Below are 14883 nucleotides of genomic sequence, written 5' to 3'. Positions count from 1 at the left end.
CGTAGTGGTCAGCAGCACACACCCGTGCCGCGGCTCGGCGATCGATGGCGCAATCGGCAGAATGGGGACGACATGACACTGCCGGTTGACCCGTCCGAGAGCGCCCCCGCACCGCGCCGGGCGAGGCGGTCGGTCGCCGTCGGCCTGGTGGCAGCGCTGGCCGGGCTGCTGTTCGCGACCAACGCCCACCTGTTCGAGGGTGCCGACCAGCGCTCCCCGAGCAACCTCGTCGAGCTGGCCCGGGCGCAGACGCAGCGGCTGGAGGAGTCCGAGGCGAACGTCGCGGAGCTGCGTGCCGCGGTCGACACGCTGATCGACACCGATGACGTCGCGCCCGTCGTCGACGAGGCCACTGCCGAGATCACCGAGATCGCTGCTGGCAGCACGCCGCTGGCGGGGCCGGGCATCGTCGTGGAGATGTGGGACGCCCCGGCGCCGCCCGACCTGGCCGCTGCCGGGCTGCACCCCGATGACCTCGTCGTCCACCAGCAGGACCTCGAGGCGGTGATGAACGCGATGTGGGCCGGCGGGGCGGAGGCAATGATGGTCCAGGACCAGCGCATCGTCTCCACCTCCGCGGTGCGGTGCATCGGCAACGTCTTGCTCCTCCACGGCCGGCACTACTCACCGCCGTACCGGATCAGCGCGATCGGTGACACCGCGGAGCTGACGGCTGCGGTGCGAGCCGCTCCCGCGGTGAAGATCTACCAGCAGTACGTTGCCCAGGTGGGGCTCGGCTGGTCCCAGGAGACGGTCGAGGAGATCGAGATGCCCGCCTACAGCGGTCCCACCCGGATGGAACATGCCCGCGTCGTGGTCGATTAGGCTACGAGACATCACTCACCACCACTGAGGGGATCCGCGATGGCGACCTCCGACGTCCGGCAGCTGACCGAGACGTGGCCGTCCGGCGAGCCACCGTCCGGCGAACCGCCGCGCCGTACCCGGACCCGGCAACGGCCCCGCCGTCGCCGTGGGTTCTTCGCGGGCCTCGTGGGAGTCGTCGGCGAGCTGATGATCACCCTCGGGGTGCTGCTCGGCCTGTTCGTGGTCTGGCAGCTGTGGTGGACCGATGTCGAGGCCAACGCCTTCCAGGACACCGTGCTCGAGGAGTGGCAGGCCACCGAGAACTACGTCGAGGCCCCGAGCCTCGTCGGCGAGGAGCGTCGCGACGCCCCGCCGGTCCCGGCGGCGGGCGACGAGGGCGACGTGATGGGCACGATGCACATCCCGCGGCTCGGCGAGGACTACAACCGCCCGATCGCCAGCGGGGTCGGCCTGGACGCCACCCTCAACCAGGGCTACATCGGCCACTACCCCGAGACCGCGCGGCCCGGGGAGATCGGCAACTTCGCCTCCGCGGCGCACCGGCAGTCTTACGGCGCGCCCTACCGTGAGATCGAGAAGATCGTCGATGGCGACTCGCTCATCGTGGAGACCGACGACGCCTACATCGTCTACCGGGTGACGAGCCACGAGATCGTCTACCCCGACCAGGTCGAGGTCATCGCACCGGTCCCCAACGAGGTCGGCGTCGAGCCCACCGAGCGGCTCATCACGCTCACCACCTGCCACCCGCTGTTCTCGGCGGCGCAGCGGGGGATCACCTACGGCGAGTTCGACTACTGGGTGGACAAGGCCGACGGCATGCCCGCCGAGATGGTCGAGGGAGGTAACTGATGTACGGCGCCCTCTGGCGGATCCTGCCCGGCCCTGCGTGGTTCCGGGTCGTCCTGCTCCTCATGCTCGCGGCAGTGGCGGTCTACGCGTGCTTCACCTGGCTGTTCCCGCAGATCGCTCCCTTCATGCCGTTCAACGAGACGACCATCGAGGCGACGACGTGACGGGTGCACCGGGCGCCGCCCGCCGCATCCTCGTCATCGACAACTACGACAGCTTCGTGTGGACCATCGTCGGCTACCTGCAGCAGCTCGGTGCCCAGACCACCGTGGTCCGCAACGACGAGCCCGCCGGCGACGTCACCGACTACGACGGCGTGCTGATCTCACCCGGGCCAGGCACCCCCAAGGAGGCCGGCAGCAGCCGGGAAATCATCGAGGCGTGCGCCGCGGCCCAGGTGCCGCTGCTCGGCATCTGCCTCGGCCACCAGGCGCTGGCCGAGGTCTTCGGCGCCACGGTGAGCCACGCGCCGGAGCTCATGCACGGCAAGACCTCGCTCGTGGAGCACGACGGCAGCGGAGTCTTCGACGGCGTGCCGTCGCCGTTCACCGCGACCCGGTACCACTCGCTCGCCGTGGAGACCGCCACGGTGCCCGACGAGCTGGTCGTCACCGCCCGCACCGGCGACGTCGTCATGGCGCTGGCGCACCGCTCGCTGCCGCTTCACGGCGTCCAGTTCCACCCCGAAGCGGTGCTCACCGAGCACGGCCACCGGCTGCTGGCGAACTGGCTGGCGATGACCGGCGACGCCGGCGCCCCCGCCCGCAGCGCCGGCATGGCCCCCCTCATCCGCACCTGACGCCGCCCCCGCGGTTAGCCCCCGGCGGGGGCGCGGGGCGCGTGCTGCGTGGGGTGGCGGGTCGGCGCTGTGCTTCAGCCGGTGGTGCCGATGCCGGCGTCGGGTGAGGGATCCTCGTCGCCGGGCGGGGGGTCCTCCGTCGTGGGCTCGTCGCCGGGCGGGGGGTCCTCCGTCGTCGGCTCGTCGGTGGGCTCGTCCGTCGTCGGATCCGGGGTGGGGACCTCGATGGCCACGGTGAGGGTGATCGTGCTGAACCGCGGGATACCGGGGCCCTCACGGTCCTGGTCGATGACGGTGCCGGGATCGTGGTCGCCGGTCTCCTGCTGCACCGGCGTACCGGGGGTGATGGTGAGGTCGCTGAGGACCTCCTGCGCCTCCTCCAGGGGCATCCCCCTGAGGTCGGGGACCTCCACGTTGCCGGTCGCGAGGACCAGGGTGACCTCGCTACCGGCGGACACCGGATCACCCACCGCCGGTTCGACCTCGGAGACGCGGTCGCGCTCGTTGCGCGGATCGTCGACGGACTCGGTCCGGTACCGAAGGTCGAGGTCGAGCCGGTCGAGCGTGTCGCGTGCCTGGACCTGGGTCATCCCGCGGACGTCGGGCATCGCCACGGAGTCCGGGCCGGCGGAGAACCTCACCGTGACGGCCTCACCGGGCTCCACCTCGGTGCCGACCTCCGGGTCGGCGCTGACGAACAGCCCCTCCTCGACCGCGTCGGAGAACTGGGGGTCGCCAATGTTCAGGACGAGCCCCTCCTCCTCGAGCTCGGCCCTCACCTGCGCCTCGTCCATGCCGTCCAGCACCGGGACCTCGACGGCGGTCGGTGGCGGGGGCTCTTCCTCCTCGCCGTCGGTGATGAGGAGGTAGGCGACCGCGATCGCCGCGGCGAGCCCGATGAGCACGAGCAGCCACACCCACCACGGGGAACGGCTCTCCTCGTCCTCGTCCTCGTCGTTGACCGTGGCGGTCGTCGCCGTCGCGGGTGCGGCGGCCGGCATCGCGCGGGTGGCGGGCCCGGAGACCACGGTGGTCGGCTGGGCGGCGGCCGCGGCGGCCCACGTGTTGGCGGCGGGCGCGGAGACGGCGCCGCCGCGCAGCGCCTTCTCGAGGTCGGTGCGCATCGCGTCGGCGTCCGGGTACCGCTCTTCGCGGTCCTTGGCCAGCGACTTGAGGACGATGCGGTCCAGCGCCTCGGGGATGTCGGCGGCGACCTCGCTGGGCGGGCGCGGGATCTCCCGGACGTGCTGGTAGGCCACCGCGACGGCGGAATCGCCGCTGAACGGCGGCTTGCCGGTGAGCAGCTCGTAGAGCAGGCAGCCGGTGGAGTAGATGTCGGAGCGGGCGTCGACGACCTCGCCGCGGGCCTGCTCCGGGGAGAGGTACTGCGCGGTGCCGACGACGGCGTGGGTCTGGGTCATCGTCGCGGCGGAGTCCGCCATCGCCCGGGCGATGCCGAAGTCCATCACCTTGACCTGGCCGGTCGGGGTGAGCATGACGTTGCCGGGCTTGATGTCGCGGTGGACGATGCCCTCGCGGTGGGAGTAGGCCAGTGCCGACAGGACGCCGACGACGATCTCGCCGGCCTCGTCGATCGGTACCGCGGTGCCGTCGGTGAGCAGTGAGCGGACGGTGTGCCCCTCGACGTACTCCATGACGATGTACGGCACGTGGACGGACTCGCCCCGGGTGGTGACGACGTCGTCCTCCCCGGTGTCGTAGACCGAGACGATCGCCGGGTGGTTGAGGGCGGCGGCCGACTGCGCCTCACGCCGGAACCGGGTCTGGAACATCGGGTCACGGGCGAGGTCGGAGCGCAGCACCTTGATCGCGACGGTGCGCGAGAGCCGTCGGTCGTGGCCGATGTAGACCTCTGCCATGCCCCCACGGCCGATGAGGTCGTGGACCTCGTATCGTCCGCCGAGCACCTTGGGTACTTCGTCCACCACGCGTGGTTCCTCGCTGTCAGTCGCTGGATCGGTCGATGGTCACGTGCACGGCCCCGGCCGGGGAGTCCTCGCCCAGGGCAAGAGTACCGATGAGCACTGCTGCGAGGACGATGACGATGGCCACACCGACGCCGACGGCGGTGAGCCACCGGCGGTCAGCGGCGAGGTCGCGACCGATGGGCCGCCGTCGGGCCCGCGCGGTGCGGTGCAGGGCCCGGCGCGTGGGAACGGCCGGGGCAAGAAGGGCCGCCGTGGGTCCGTGGTCGTCGGAGGGCTGGTCCTGGCGGTCCGGGGCGGGCCCGGAGCCGGCGATGGTGGCGGGGACGACGGCGCCGGCGGGCGGCGTGTCGGCCGCAGCTGGTGAGCGCGTCGTCGCCGCGGCCGGCGCGGCTGTCGTGACCGCCCGCTCGGCAGCCGCTCCCGCCACCGGCCGGGTGGGGACCACCGGCGACGCTGGTGGGCCGCTGAGCAGCTCCTCCGCGGCGCGGGCCAGTGCCGCCGCGGACCGGGGCCGGTCGGCAGGGTCCTTGGCGAGCATCGCGGTGATGAGGTCACGGACCGGCGCCGGGATGCCGGCCGGCAGCGTGGGGACCGGCTGCTCGACGTGCGCGAAGGCGATCTCCACCGGGTTCGCGCCGGTGAAGGGGCGCTGCCCGACGAGCGACTCGTAGCCCACGATCCCGAGCGCGTAGATGTCCCCCGCGGGCGAGGCCTTCTTCCCCAGCGCCAGCTCGGGCGGCAGGTACTGGGCGGTGCCCATGACCATGCCGGCCGCGGTGAGCGCGTCCTGCCCCACCCCCAGCGAGATGCCGAAGTCGGTGAGCTTGGCGACCCCCTCGGGGGTGAGCAGGATGTTCGACGGCTTGACGTCGCGGTGGACGACGCCGGCGACGTGCGCGGCGTGCAGGCCAGCGGCGCACTGCGCGATGATCCGCAGCGCGTCACGCGGCGGCAGGGTGCGCTCCCGGTCGAGGACGTCGGACAGCGGCTCGCCGGCGACGTACTCCATCACGAGGAACCCGCTGCCGGCCCGCTCGCCGTAGTCGAGGAGGGTGGCGACGTTCGGGTGCGAGACCCCGCCGCCGTTGCGTGCCTCGGCACGCAGCCGGGCCAGCGCGGTCTCGTTGCCGCGGAGGTCGTCGCGGAGCACCTTGACGGCCACCACCCGCTCGAGGGTGCGGTCGTGGGCCTGCCAGACCTCGCCCATCCCGCCCACCGCGATGCGTTCGGTGAGTTGGTACCGGTCCTTGAGGACGCGGCCGGCGTGGGCTGCCATGGTCATTCCTGCAGCAGCGCGGCCAGCACCTGGCGCGCGATCGGGGCAGCGGTGGTGCCGCCGGAGGCGAGGTCGCCGTCGATGCCACCGTTCTCGACGACGACCGCGACCGCCACCCGCGGGTCCTCGGCGGGGGCGAAGGAGGTGAACCAGGCGTGCGGCGGGGCATCGGTGCCGCTCTGTGCGCTGCCGGTCTTGCCGGCGACGGTGATACCCGGCAGCTGTGCGGGGCTGCCGGTGCCGTTGGCGACGGCATCGACCATGAGGTCGGTGAGCACGTCGGCGGTGCCGGCCGAGACGGACTGGCGCAGCACGGTCGGCTCGGTGGTGGACACCACCTCGAGGTCCGCGCGACGCTCGGTGGCTACGAGGTAGGGCTGCATCTGCTGGCCGCCGTTGGCGATCGCCTGCGAGATCATCGCCATCTGCAGCGGCGTGACCCGCACGTCGTACTGGCCGATCGAGGCCATCGCGGTGTTGGCGGCGTCCATGCCCTGCGGCACGGTGGAGGGGGTGACCCGCAGCGGCACGCGCAGCGGCTCGCCGAAGCCGAAGTCGGCGGCCTGCTCGCGCAGCGCGTCCTCGCCGAGCTCCATGCCCAGCGCCGCGAACGGCGTGTTGCACGAGTGGGTGAACGCGTACTGCAGCGGGACGGTCGGGTTCGCGGTGCAGGAGATCCCGCCCGGGTTCGACACCACCCGGTCCGACAGCGGCAGCGCCAGCTGCGCCGGCGCGGGTACCTCGGTGTCGGCCTCGTAACCCTCCTGCTCCACCAGCGCCGCGGCGACGAGGACCTTGAAGCTCGATCCCGGGGCGTAGAGGTCGCCGCCGATGGCCCGGTTGATGAGCGGGTCGGTCTCCTCGGCGAGCAGCGTCTCGTAGGCGGCGCTCGCCTCCGCCCCGGTGTGGACCGCGAGCTCGTTGGGGTCGAAGCTCGGCTTGGAGACCATCGTGAGGATCGCGCCGGTGCGGGTGTCGAGGGCGACGACGGCGCCGCGCTGGTCGCCCAGCGCGTCCCACGCCGCCTGCTGCCCGGCCGGGTCGATGGTCAGCTCGATCGAGCCGCCCTGCGGCTGGCGGCCGGTGACCAGGTCCTGGATGCGCTGGACGATGAGGGAGTCGGCGGTGCCGTTGAGGACCTCGTTGGTCTCTCGCTCGAGCCCGGTCATCGAGCTGAGCGCCGCGGCGAAGTACCCGGTGAGGTGGGCGTAGAGGTGTGGTTGGTCGTAGCTGCGCTGGTAGCCGTAGACGTCGTCGACCGGGGTCGAGGAGGCGATCGTGTCGCCGGCGACGATGATCGGCCCGCGGTCGCGGCCGAACTCTTGGTAGATGGTGCGCACGTTGCGGCCGTCGGCGTTGAGCGAGGGCGCCTGGAAGTACTGCACGGACGTCGCGGTGACCATGAGCGCGAGGAACATGAGGGCGACGACGACGGTCAGTCGGCGGACGGGGGTGTTCACGTCAGCCTCACCACCTCGGTGGGTGAGGAGTCGTCGCCCACCGAGTCGAAGGTGACCGGGGTGGCGCTGCCGCCGGGGGCGATCGGGCCCACCGGGAGGTCGCCGGCGAGCGGCGCCGGGCGCCGGGCGCTGTCGGAGATCCGCAGCAGCAGCGCGATGATCATCCAGTTGACCACCAGCGCGGAGCCGCCCTGCGCGAGGAACGGCGTCGTCAGCCCGGTGAGCGGGATGAGCCGGGTGACGCCACCGACGACGACGAAGATCTGGAACGCGACGACGAACGAGAGGCCGGAGGCGAGGAGCTTGCCGAAGCCGTCGCGCACACCGATCGCCGCCCGCATGCCGCGCTGGGCGAGGACGAGGTACATGAGGAGGATGGCCAGCACGCCGGTGAGCCCGAGCTCCTCGCCGAGGGAGGCGATGATGAAGTCGGAGTTCGCGTACGGCACGAGGTCCGGGCGGCCCTCACCCCAGCCGGTGCCCATGAGGCCGCCGGAGGCCATCCCGAACAGCCCGTTGACGAGCTGTCCTGAACCGCCCGGGTTCCGGTTGTACATCTCCGGGCTCAGCGCGTCGAGCCAGACGGCGAACCGGGCGCCGACGTGCCCGAAGGTGGTGGCGGCCAGCGCGGCGCCAGCGCCGAACAGGGTGAGCCCGATGAGGACCCAGCTGAGCCGTTCGGTGGCGACGTAGAGCATCGCGACGAACAGCGCGAAGAACAGCAGCGCGGCGCCGAGGTCGCGCTGGAAGACCAGCACCACCAGCGCCACCGCCCACGCGAGCAGGATCGGGCCGAGGTCGCGGATGCGAGGCAGCTGCAGGCCGAGGATCCTCGGCCCGGCGAGCGCGAGGGTGTCGCGGTTGGTCACGAGGTACCCGGCGAAGAAGATCGCGAGGAACACCTTGGCGAGCTCGGCGGGCTGGAAGGACATCGGGCCGACGCTGATCCAGATCCGGGCGCCGTTGATCTCGTTGCCGATGATCGGCAGGAGCGGCAGCAGCAGCAGGACGAGGCCGGCGATCATCGACAGGTAGGTGTAGCGGCGCAGCGTGCGGTGGTCGCGCAGGACGACGAGGATCACCACCGCGGCGAGCATCCCGATGACGGTCCACAGCACCTGCCGGTTGGCGAAGCCGGTCGTCATCTCACGCAGCGCGTAGGCGTGGTCGAGCCGGTAGATCATCGCCAGCCCGATGCCGTTGAGGGCCACGGCCGTCGGCAGGATCACCGGGTCCGCGTAGCGGGCCCGCCACCGCAGCGCGACGTGCGCGAGGAGGGCCAGCGCGGCGAGCACGCCGCCGTGGGTGAGCATCCCGGCCGGCGGCGAGCCGGTGGTCGCCAGGCCCACCTGGAGGTAGGCGTACAGGCCGATGCCCAGCCCGAGGGCGAGCATCACGAGCTCGATGCCGCGGCCGGACCGGGCCGTCTGCTGGGTGATGGTCGCCATCACGGACCGCCGGAGGTCGACGGGCTCGGCGTCTGGGTGGGGGTCGGCGTCTGCGTCGAGGTCGGCGTGGGGGTCGGCTCGGGCACCGGGGTGCTGCCGCTGCCGACGTCGCGGACCTCCTCGCGCAGCTCACCGACCCGCTGCTGCGCCTGGTCGAGGGAGGAGACCGTGATGGTGCTCTCGAGGCGACGCTGCGCGAAGGTGGGCAGCTCGTCCAGCCGGAGGTCGGTTCGGGTGTGGAGCCGGGAGAACGACACCGGGCCCACCTCCTGCGGGATGCCCTGGAAGATCGCGACGACGTCGCCGTCGGGCGCGATGTAGTACTGGGTCTGGGTCCAGCGGTAGCCGAACCAGCCGCCGGCGGCGATCAGCCCGAGGACCACCAGCGTGATGGCGGTACCGAGCAGCCACCGGCGCAGTCGCCCGGGGCGCCGCTCTGCGGGCTCCGGCTCCTCGGGGGGCGGCGCGTTGAGGGCGGCAGCGCGGCCGGCAGCGCCGAGCGAGCCGCGGCTGCGCAGCGACCGGCCGGTGGCCGCCGAGCCGACGATCTGCGGTGCCGTGGAGGGAGCGGCGCCGTCGGGCAGCGCATCGACGTCGAGGAAGTCGGCGACCACGCAGGTGACGTTGTCCGGCGCGCCGCCGCGCAGCGCGAGGGCGATGAGCTCCTCGGCGCACTCGCCCGGGTCGGCGACCGAGGCGAGGACGTCGGCGATGGTCTCGGCGCTCACGACGCCGGACAGCCCGTCGGAGCACAGCAGCCAGCGGTCGCCTCGCCGTGCCTCACGCACCGACTCGTCGAAGACGACGTCGCCGTCGGTGTCGCCGAGGACCCGCAGCAGCACCGAGCGCTGCGGGTGGCGCTCGGCCTGCTCGGGGGTGAGCCGGCCGAGGTCGATCAGGTGCTGGACGAAGGTGTGGTCGGTAGTCACCTGGGTGACGACGCCGTCGCGCTGCAGGTAGGCCCGGGAGTCGCCGATGTGGACCATCGCGATCTTGGTCTCCGAGCGCAGCAGCGCGATGCAGGTAGTGCCCAGGCCCGCGAGCTCCGGGTCCTGGTCGGCGCGCTCCTCGAGGTCGCGGTGCGCGGCGGCGAGCGACTCGCGCAGCTGCGGCAGCAGGTCGTCGGCGGCCGGGACGTCGTCGTCGAGGTGGACGAGGTGGGACAGCACGACCGAGGAGGCGATGTCGCCGCCGGCCGGGCCGCCCATGCCGTCGGCGAGCACGAGGAGGTGCGGCCCCGCGTAGCCGGAGTCCTGGTTCGCGGTGCGCACGAGCCCGACGTCGGAGCGGGCGGCGAAGTTGACGGTGAGGGTCATCGGCGGGTCAGCGCTGCAGCTCGATCACGGTCTGGCCGATCCGCACCTGGGTGCCCGCGGCCAGCTGGACCGGGCGGTCGATGGGCTGGTCGGCGACGAGCGTGCCGTTGGTGGACCCGAGGTCCTCCACCCACCAGGCGTCGTCCTGCGGGAAGAGCCGGGCATGACGGCCGGAGGCGTAGTCGTCGTCGAGGACCAGCGTGCAGCTGGGGGCGCGCCCGACGAGTACCGCCGACGGGCCCAGTGGCAGCGTGGTGCCCGACAGCGGGCCCTGCGTGACGATCAGCCGGGTGGGGGCGTTGCGGGCGGGGCGCTGCTCCTTGCGGGCGGCCGCCGGGGCTGGCGGCGGGCTGGGCCGGCGGCTGCCGCGGGCCTCGGCTCGCGCGCGGCGGGTGATCCGGGTGCCGAAGACGTCCTTGCGCAGCACCGCGAGGGCAGCGATCACGAACACCCACAGCAGCGCGAGGTAGCTGAGGCGTAGCAGCGTGACGGCAAGCTCGGTCATGACGTGTCCCTACCCGCCGGTGGTGTCGTCGTCGGAGCCGTTCCAGAACAGGATGCGGGTGCGGCCGATGGTGATGGTGTTTCCGTCGAGCAGCGTAGCGGCCTCGGTGCGGTGCCCCTCCACATAGGTGCCGTTGGTGGACCCGAGGTCGGTGGCGACGGTGCCGCTCGGGGTGACCCGCAGCTCGAGGTGGCGCCGGGAGATCCCGGAGTCGTCGACGACGATGTCCGCCTCGGTGCCGCGCCCGAGGACGGTCACCGGGCCGGTGAGCAGGTAGCGCTCGCCGTCGATGTCGATGATCGGGTGGCGGGTGGAGGCCGCGGTGGCGGCGGCCGGGGCGGTGGCGCCGCGGCGGGTGTTGGAGTCGACGGCGAAGCGGCCGGTGGCGAGCTCCTCGTCGGTGGTGAAGGTGACCGCGACCGGACCGACGAACGAGTAGTGCTGGCTGGCACCGTGCTCGGTGATGGCGGCGACCATCTCGTCGACGAGGGCCTCCTCGCCCCAGGACTGCACGCGCTCGCGGTCGCTGGTGCTCAGCTGGACGGTGAACTCGTTGGGCACGACGGTGCGCCCTCGCGAGAGAGCCGCGGCGCGATCGTCCATGTTGCGGCGGATCGCGCTGGCGATCTCCACCGGCTTGACCTCGCTGCGGAACGCCTTGGCGAAGACGTTGTTCACCGCGTTCTCCACCTTCTTCTCGAAGCGGTCGAGCGCTCCCAACCTCACACACCTCCTCCCCAGCACACCGGACCCTGCGGACGTCCCCCAGACACAACCTTCCTGATGGTAACGATCATGCATCGTTCCCGGTGCATCCGGCACGGTGAGCGTGTGGCGACCTTCTGAGGGCTCCGGCCGGTTGCGGACCTCTGGTCGTGTGAGGCGCGTCTCGTTGACCCCCTGGACGTCGATGCGAGGAGGCCGTGCGTGTTAACCTTTTCCACGCTGTGACCATGTAGGCGCGAGTGGCGGAATTGGCAGACGCGCACGGTTCAGGTCCGTGTGCTCGAAAGGGCATGGGGGTTCAAGTCCCCCCTCGCGCACAGCAGAACGGCGGGATCCCGAGACGGGATCCCGCCGTTCGTCTTCATTGAGCTCCGCCCAGCGCCTGATCTTCCGTCATCGGCGGCGCTGGCGCCGATAGGCTCCGCTCCAGGCCCGAACGGTGCCCCATCCTTCCCCTGGAGCCTTGATGAGTGAGTTCGCCGTCGCCACGACAGCGCTGCGCAAGACCTACCGCCGGCGCGGCGGCGGCAGCGTCGGGGTGGAGGGGCTGGACCTGCACGTGCCGATCGGCGGTGTGCACGGCTTCCTCGGGCCGAACGGGTCGGGCAAGACGACGACGATCCGGATGCTGCTCGGCCTCATCCGGCCCGAGTCCGGCACCATGCGCATCTTCGAGCACGAGGTGCCGCGCCAGCTGCCGGCGGTCATCGGCCGGGTGGGCGCCATCGTCGAGTCGCCGAAGTTCTTCCCCACGTTCACCGGCCGACGCAACCTCGAGCTGCTCGCCGGCGCCATCGGTGCACCGGCCGGGAAGGTGGACGAGGTGCTCGAGTCGACGGCGCTGGACGAGCGGGCCGGTGACCGCTACAAGTCCTACTCGCTGGGCATGAAGCAGCGGCTGGCGATCGCCGCCACCCTGCTCAAGTCGCCCGACCTGCTGATCTTCGACGAACCCACCAACGGCCTGGACCCGGGCGGCATCCGGGAGATCCGCGAGACCATGCGGCGCCTGGGGGCCGAGGGGCGCACCGTGCTGGTCTCCAGCCACATCCTTGCCGAGGTCGAGCAGGTGGCCGACACCGTTTCCATCATCGGCCGCGGCCGGCTGCTCGCCGAGGGGCGGGTGGCCGACGTCATCGGCGGCAGCGCCCAGCCGGCGGCGGTCAACGTCGGGGTCGCCGACCCGGTGGCCGCCGAGCGGATCCTGACCGAGGCCGGGCTGCGGGTCCGCCACGACGGCGGGATGCTGCGGGTACGTGGTGCGTCGGACCCGGCCCGGATCACCGAGCTGCTCGCCGTCGCCGGGATCTACGTCAACGAGCTCACCCCCGAGCGGATGGACCTCGAGCGGGTCTTCCTCGACCTCACCGCGGGCGAGGGCCTCGACCGGCCGGCCGCCGGCCGTCACGGCCGAGATGCCGGCACCGGACCGAAGGACGGTGAGGTCCGATGACCCGCCTGCTGCGCGTCGAGCTGCGCCGACTGGTCTCCCGGCGGCTCGTCGTCCTCACCATGCTCGGCACGCTGGCGGCGTCGCTGCTCCTGCTGTGGGGGGTCTGGCAGACCTCCCAGCCGATGTCCGGCGAGGAGCTGGAGTACGCCGAGCAGGCCTACCAGGAGCAGCTGGCGCACTGGGAGGAGCACGGCGAGGAGGACATCGCGCTGTGCCTCGAGGACGAGGCAGCCGAGGCCGAGCGGCTCGGTGAAGCGGTGGACTGGGGCTGCGAGGGGATCACCGCCCCGGAGCGGGAGTGGTTCATCAACACCGCCCCGCCGCTGCAGGACAGCCTGCCCGGCTACCTCGGCATGCACGCCTACCTCCTGGTGTTCGCGGCGCTGCTCATCGGCGCGACGTTCTCCGCGGCCGAGCTGAGCACCGGCGCGATGAGCACTTGGCTGAGCTTCGAGCCGCGCCGGCTGCGGGTGTACGCCTCGAAGATGCTGGCTGCGGCTCTGGGCATGATCCCGGTGGCGCTGCTCGCCGTCGGCGTCGTCGTCGCGGGCTCGGCGCTTATCGCCGACCACGTCGGGCTGGCGCACGCGATGACCGGCGAGGACTGGCAGGACACCGCCTGGATGTCGCTGCGGGTGGTCGGCGTGGTGGCGCTGGCGGCTCTCGTGGGCGGCGCGTTCGGCTTCCTGCTGCGCCACACCGCCGCCATCCTCGGGCTGGGGGTCGCCTACCTCGTCGGCGAGCAGATCGTCACCGGCCTGGTGCCGGCCACCGCGCCCTGGGTGCTGAGCACCAACGTCAACGGCTGGGTGCAGCACGGCACCTCCTACTACCTCGAGGAGTGCACCACCGACGCGACCGGCACGATGTGCGAGTACACCGAGCAGACGCTGTCCTTCGGGCACAGCGCCGGCTTCCTGCTGGTGCTGACCGCCGTCGTCGTCGTGGTCAGTGCGCTGGTGTTCCGGCGCCGGGACGCTGCCTGAGGTGTCGGCAGCGATGTCTGCAATCAAGAAGATCAACCCGCGATATTTCAGTGAACGGGCCATAGACTGAAATCATGGACGTAGCCATGTTCGGAAACCGAAAGACGGGTGAGTTGGTTCCCATCCAGGGCACCGACGCTCGGCTCGGGCCCTGGACTCACGTCGCCTTCGTCCCCGAGCCGCTCGGCCGAATGTCCGGATCGCTCAGCACCGCGACACACATCCGGGTGGGCGATGCGCGGGCGGCCCTTGCTGCCCTCGACAGTACGGCGCGACATCTGCCGAACCCAGGCCTGCTACGGCAACCCTCGTTGCGGCGAGAGGCTCAGAGTACGGCGGCGCTCGAAGGAACGTACGAACCGCTACGCGATGTGTTGACGGCGGATGCCGATCACCCAGCGAGTCCGGCGATGCGGGAGGTGCTCAACTTCGTGACGACGGCCGATCAGGCGTTCGACTGGATCGGGAGCGGTCGTCGGCTGTCCGTCAGCATGCTGGCGGAGCTCCAGCGGAACCTGGTTGCCGGAACGCCCACGGAGACCAGCTCGTCGGGCCAGATCCGCGATACCCAGGTCGTGATCGGTCATCGAAGGCGCACCGGAGCGGACGAGTTCCCGGTACACGCCGCCCGCTTCGTGCCGCCGCCACCTGGCATCGAGCTGGGCGCTCGGGTCGGTGACCTCCTCTCGTGGCTGCATACCGACCATCGAAGGGCGATCGATCCGGTCGTCGCCGCAGCCATGGGCCACTACCAGTTCGAAACCCTGCACCCGTTCCACGACGGCAACGGGAGGATGGGGAGACTGCTCATCGTGTTGCACCTCCTGGTGATGGGCACACTGAGCGAGCCGACACTGACCGTCTCGCCGTGGTTCGAGGCGCGCCGGACGGAGTACTACGACCGGCTCCTCGCCGTCAGCACGACGGGCGACTGGGACGGCTGGATCGGGTTCTTCGCTGAGGGCCTGGAAGCCTCTGCGACGCAGACCCACCAACAGATGCTCGCGCTCGTCGCCGCGCAAGGAGAGATGAAGGACGTGATCCGCGCGTCGAACCTGCGGGCGGACACTGCACACCACCTCGTTGACTACGCCATCGCTCACTCAACATTTACGGTCCGTCAGGTCCAACGGGACCTCGCTGTGTCCTACGGCCGCGCCAACGCGTTGGCGGCTGACCTCGAGCGGTTAGGCCTCCTCGATTCGGTGGAAGGGAGCCATCCCCGCCGCTTCTTCGCGCCCGATGTGATGCGGGTGCTGACCGCGGCGTCGCCGTAACCGGCCGT

General features: G+C 71.6%; 14 protein-coding genes and 1 tRNA gene. 8 read left to right on the top strand and 7 right to left on the bottom strand.

Going from position 1 to position 14883, the window contains the following annotated elements; genetic code table 11:
- Positions 1-72 precede the first annotated feature (72 nt).
- The 4 genes from V2J52_RS05160 to V2J52_RS05145 are packed head-to-tail and all read left to right on the top strand — an operon-like array spanning position 73 to position 2479.
- Complete coding sequence (locus V2J52_RS05160; RefSeq protein ID WP_331226611.1) at positions 73-825, top strand: DUF881 domain-containing protein; 753 nt, start codon at positions 73-75, stop codon at positions 823-825.
- Between the two features lie 39 nt (positions 826-864).
- Entirely contained in the window at positions 865-1680 is an 816-nt protein-coding gene (locus V2J52_RS05155; RefSeq protein WP_331226610.1) for a class E sortase, read from the top strand.
- Positions 1680-1844 (top strand): hypothetical protein, encoded by a 165-nt coding sequence (locus tag V2J52_RS05150; RefSeq protein ID WP_331226609.1) that lies wholly within the window; start codon positions 1680-1682, stop codon positions 1842-1844. Before V2J52_RS05155 ends, V2J52_RS05150 begins: the two co-directional genes overlap by 1 nt.
- A complete protein-coding gene (locus V2J52_RS05145) occupies positions 1841-2479 on the top strand; it encodes an anthranilate synthase component II (protein WP_331226608.1) in 639 nt (212 codons plus the stop codon). Before V2J52_RS05150 ends, V2J52_RS05145 begins: the two co-directional genes overlap by 4 nt.
- A 74-nt stretch (positions 2480-2553) precedes the next feature.
- Here the strand turns inward: V2J52_RS05145 and pknB are convergent, their stop codons facing one another.
- The 7 genes from pknB to V2J52_RS05110 are packed head-to-tail and all read right to left on the bottom strand — an operon-like array spanning position 2554 to position 11153.
- Entirely contained in the window at positions 2554-4428 is a 1875-nt protein-coding gene (gene pknB / locus V2J52_RS05140; protein ID WP_434056378.1) for a Stk1 family PASTA domain-containing Ser/Thr kinase, read from the bottom strand.
- Between the two features lie 16 nt (positions 4429-4444).
- On the bottom strand, positions 4445-5704 hold the full coding sequence (locus V2J52_RS05135; RefSeq protein WP_331226606.1) for a serine/threonine-protein kinase: 1260 nt from the start codon (positions 5702-5704) through the stop codon (positions 4445-4447).
- A gap of 2 nt (positions 5705-5706) precedes the next feature.
- Positions 5707-7164, bottom strand: a complete 1458-nt coding sequence (locus V2J52_RS05130) for a peptidoglycan D,D-transpeptidase FtsI family protein (RefSeq protein WP_331226605.1) — start codon at positions 7162-7164, stop codon at positions 5707-5709.
- Positions 7161-8612 carry an FtsW/RodA/SpoVE family cell cycle protein gene (locus V2J52_RS05125; RefSeq protein WP_331226604.1) on the bottom strand — a complete coding sequence of 484 codons (1452 nt, stop codon included), beginning with the start codon at positions 8610-8612 and terminating at the stop codon, positions 7161-7163. Before V2J52_RS05125 ends, V2J52_RS05130 begins: the two co-directional genes overlap by 4 nt.
- Positions 8612-9928: a PP2C family protein-serine/threonine phosphatase gene (locus tag V2J52_RS05120; protein WP_331226603.1), complete on the bottom strand. Its 1317-nt coding sequence runs from the start codon at positions 9926-9928 to the stop codon at positions 8612-8614. The genes V2J52_RS05125 and V2J52_RS05120 overlap by 1 nt, the downstream gene beginning before the upstream one ends.
- A 7-nt stretch (positions 9929-9935) precedes the next feature.
- Positions 9936-10433 carry an FHA domain-containing protein FhaB/FipA gene (locus V2J52_RS05115; RefSeq protein ID WP_331226602.1) on the bottom strand — a complete coding sequence of 166 codons (498 nt, stop codon included), beginning with the start codon at positions 10431-10433 and terminating at the stop codon, positions 9936-9938.
- Between the two features lie 9 nt (positions 10434-10442).
- A complete protein-coding gene (locus tag V2J52_RS05110; protein ID WP_331227114.1) occupies positions 10443-11153 on the bottom strand; it encodes an FHA domain-containing protein in 711 nt (236 codons plus the stop codon).
- A gap of 239 nt (positions 11154-11392) precedes the next feature.
- Here V2J52_RS05110 and V2J52_RS05105 point away from each other — a divergent pair.
- The 4 genes from V2J52_RS05105 (at position 11393) to V2J52_RS05090 (ending at position 14875) form a co-directional block, all read left to right on the top strand.
- A tRNA-Leu gene (locus V2J52_RS05105) sits at positions 11393-11476 on the top strand.
- 149 nt (positions 11477-11625) lie between these two features.
- A complete protein-coding gene (locus V2J52_RS05100; RefSeq protein WP_331226601.1) occupies positions 11626-12612 on the top strand; it encodes an ABC transporter ATP-binding protein in 987 nt (328 codons plus the stop codon).
- A complete protein-coding gene (locus V2J52_RS05095; protein WP_331226600.1) occupies positions 12609-13598 on the top strand; it encodes an ABC transporter permease subunit in 990 nt (329 codons plus the stop codon). The genes V2J52_RS05100 and V2J52_RS05095 overlap by 4 nt, the downstream gene beginning before the upstream one ends.
- A 74-nt stretch (positions 13599-13672) precedes the next feature.
- Positions 13673-14875 (top strand): Fic family protein, encoded by a 1203-nt coding sequence (locus tag V2J52_RS05090; protein WP_331226599.1) that lies wholly within the window; start codon positions 13673-13675, stop codon positions 14873-14875.
- Positions 14876-14883: the final 8 nt, after the last annotated feature.

This window comes from Georgenia sunbinii, assembly GCF_036421875.1.
In the GTDB taxonomy this organism is placed as follows: Bacteria; Actinomycetota; Actinomycetes; order Actinomycetales; family Actinomycetaceae; genus Georgenia_B; species Georgenia_B sunbinii.
The sequence above is the reverse complement of the archived record's forward strand: the minus strand, read 5'-3'. Positions and strand labels throughout refer to the sequence as shown.